General features: G+C 65.4%; 3 protein-coding genes. 2 read left to right on the top strand and 1 reads right to left on the bottom strand.

The window, feature by feature from the left end; genetic code table 11:
* Nucleotides 1-1,319, bottom strand: a 1,319-nt coding sequence (locus tag ABWP09_RS12720) for a proline dehydrogenase family protein (protein ID WP_353205505.1), incomplete at its 3' end; no start/stop codon positions are given.
* Between the two features lie 123 nt (nucleotides 1,320-1,442).
* Between ABWP09_RS12720 and ABWP09_RS12715 the strand changes: the two genes are divergently transcribed.
* Both ABWP09_RS12715 and ABWP09_RS12710 read left to right on the top strand, forming a co-directional pair.
* Nucleotides 1,443-1,877 carry a MaoC family dehydratase gene (locus ABWP09_RS12715; RefSeq protein WP_353205504.1) on the top strand — a complete coding sequence of 145 codons (435 nt, stop codon included), beginning with the start codon at nucleotides 1,443-1,445 and terminating at the stop codon, nucleotides 1,875-1,877.
* 181 nt (nucleotides 1,878-2,058) lie between these two features.
* The coding region (locus ABWP09_RS12710) for an acetyl-CoA C-acyltransferase (RefSeq protein ID WP_353205500.1) at nucleotides 2,059-3,063 on the top strand (1,005 nt) is incomplete at its 3' end.

Raw genomic sequence — 3,063 nt, 5'->3', positions numbered from 1 at the left:
CGATGCCCGCCGACCGGCGCATAGACGCGGCAATGATAGCCATTCTCGCGCACCAGCCGCTCGTACAGCCCGTCGCCCATGCCGTGCAGCCGCTGGAACTCGAAATCGCGCGAATTCCCCGCCCATTCCATGATCGTCGCGACGGTCAGCGCATTGTGGCTGGCAAAGGCCGGGCGAATGGCGGGCGCATCGAGCATGTCCCGCGCCACCGCCAGATACGACACATCGGTCGCCGCCTTGCGCGTAAACAACGGATAATCGGCCAGCCCCTCGACTTGCGTGCGCTTGATCTCGCTGTCCCAATACGCGCCCTTCACCAGCCGCACATTCATCGTCCGGCCAAGCTCACCCGCCCACGCCACCACCGGCCGCGCGCGCTTGCCGTACGCCTGCACTGCCATGCCGAAGCCATCCCAGCCCTTCAGGCTCGGCAAGCCCGCGACCGCGCCAATGATATCTAGGCTCATCTCGAGCCGCTCGCTCTCCTCGGCATCGACGGTCAGCGCGATCCCCAGCCCCGCCGCCTGAACGCTGAGCGCCTCAAGCATCTCGGTCAGCGCGGGGACGCATTCGTCCCACCGCGCGACCTCATAGCGCGGGTGCAGCGCCGACAATTTGACCGAAATCGAATGCCCGGCCGACGGATCACGCCCCACCGCCGCGACCGCATCGGTGTACGCCCGGAAATACCGTTCGGCGTCGGCCTGCGTCCGCGCCGCCTCGCCCAGCATGTCGAAGCTCGCGGTAAAGCCTTTATGCTCCGGCTTGCGCATCCGCTTCATCGCTTCGTCGATCGTGCGGCCCATCACGAAGATTTCGCCCATCATCCGCATCGCGGCGCCCACCGCCTGCCGCACGAACGGCTCGCCGGCGCGGCTGATCAGGCGGCGCAGCGACGACTGCTTTTCCCCCTCCCCCACCAGCGCACGCCCGACGACCAGCCCCCAGGTCGCCGAATTGACCAAGGTCGAGTTCGACTTGCCGGTATGTGCGCGCCAATCGGCATCGCCCAATTTGTCGGCGATCAGCAGATCCGCCGTCTCCGGATCGGGCACGCGCAGGAACGCCTCGGCCAGCGACAGCAACGCCACGCCCTCGGACGAATTAAGCCGATATTCCTGCAGGAACTGGTTGACCCACCCCTTGCCCTGCGCCGCGCGCAGATCCGCCAGCAGCCCGGCGGCGTGCCCAAGGGTGCGCTCGCGCGACTCGGGGGTCAGCGCGGCACGCTCCAGCAGCGGCTTTAGAACATCGGGTTCGCTCGCGCGGTGCAAAGCGCGCATGGATTTGCGGGCGTTGGATGCTACGTCTGGTGTCATATTCCGGTTTCCGGTCAGGTGAGGCTTGCGCGCGGCGGGCCTCGGTGCCAATTGCTACGCAACGCGCCTATGCGACGATTTGTCCTTGAGGGGAATGCCGTGACCAGCATCACAGTCCAGGAAATGGCCGGCCGCATCGGCACCGAACAGGTGTCCGACTGGGTCGTCGTCAGCCAGGAAATGATCGACAAGTTCGCCGACGCGACCGGCGATCATCAGTTCATCCACGTCAACCCGGCGATGGCGGCGATGACCCCGTTCGGCGGCACGATCGCGCACGGCTTCCTCACCCTCTCGCTGATGCCCTTGCTCTCGTCGAAGATCATCGACGGCGTGACGATCGAAGGCGTCAAGATGGGCGTCAATTACGGCGGCAACAAAGTCCGCTTTCTCCAGCCGGTCCGCTCGGGCAAGCGCGTCCGCGGGCGCTTCAAGCTGCTGAGCTTCGACGAAAAGCGCCCCGGCCAGTGGCAGCAGACCAACGAGTTCACCGTCGAAATCGAAGGCGAGGAAAAGCCCGCGATGATCGCCGAATGGATGAGCCAGATTTTCGTTTGAGCCTCCCTTAGAGCCCTCTCCCGCCTTCGCGGGAGAGGGTTGGGTGAGGGTCTTCTTCTTTTCGACGCCAGAAACAGAAGAAGACCCTCACCGACTTCGCCTAGGGCCGCGTGAAGAACGCGACCCAAGTCTCCGTAACCTCTCCCGCGAAAGCGGGAGAGGGCAATAAAGGAAAAGCCCCATGCGTTCCGCCGTCATCGTCTCCACCGCCCGCACCCCGATCGGCCGCGCTTATCGCGGCGCGTTCAACAACACCCCCGCCCCGACGCTCGCGAGCCACGCGATCCGGGCCGCCGTCGAGCGCGCCGGGATCGAAGGCGGCATGGTCGATGACGTCGTGTTCGGCTGCGCGCTGCAGCAAGGCCATCAGGCCGGCAACATCGCGCGCACGTCGCTGCTGCGCGCCGGGCTCCCCGTCACCGTCCCCGGCATGTCGGTCGACCGTCAGTGCGCCAGCGGCCTGATGGCGATCGCCACCGCCGCCAAGCAGATCATCACCGACAATATGCAGATCGCCATTGGCGGCGGCGTCGAGAGCATCAGCCTCGTCCAGACCCCACAAATGCGCGTCGCCGCCGATCCCGAGCTGATCGCGATGCACAAGGATGTGTACATGTCGATGCTGGTCACCGCCGAGACGGTCGCCAAGCGCTACAATATCAGCCGCGAAGCCTGCGACGAATATGCTCTGGAGTCGCAGCGCCGCACCGCCGCTGCCCAGGCCGCCGGCTATTTCGATGCCGAGATCGTGCCCACCAGCGCGAGCATGGCCGTCACCAACAAGGAGACCAAAGAGGTCACCTATAAGGACGTGACGCTCAGCAAGGACGAAGGCAACCGCCCCGAGACGACGCTCGAAGGCCTGCAGGCGCTCCAGCCCGTTATGGGCCCGGGCATGAACGTGACCGCAGGCAACGCGTCGCAGCTGTCGGACGGCTCCTCGGCCTCGGTGCTGATGGAGGAAAAGCTCGCCGAACAACGCGGCCTTCAGCCGCTCGGTCGCTATGTCGGCATGGCCGTCGCGGGCACCGAGCCCGACGAAATGGGCATCGGCCCGGTCTTCGCCATCCCCAAGCTGCTCGAACGCTTCAATTTGAAGATGGACGATATCGGCCTGTGGGAGCTCAACGAAGCCTTCGCCGTGCAAGTGCTCTATTGCCGCGACAAGCTCGGCATTCCGAACGAA

It is taken from the genome of Sphingomonas sp., assembly GCF_040398505.1.
Taxonomy (GTDB): domain Bacteria; phylum Pseudomonadota; class Alphaproteobacteria; order Sphingomonadales; family Sphingomonadaceae; genus Sphingomonas.
Note: the sequence above shows the minus strand (reverse complement) of the source record. Positions and strands in the feature narration are given on the sequence as shown.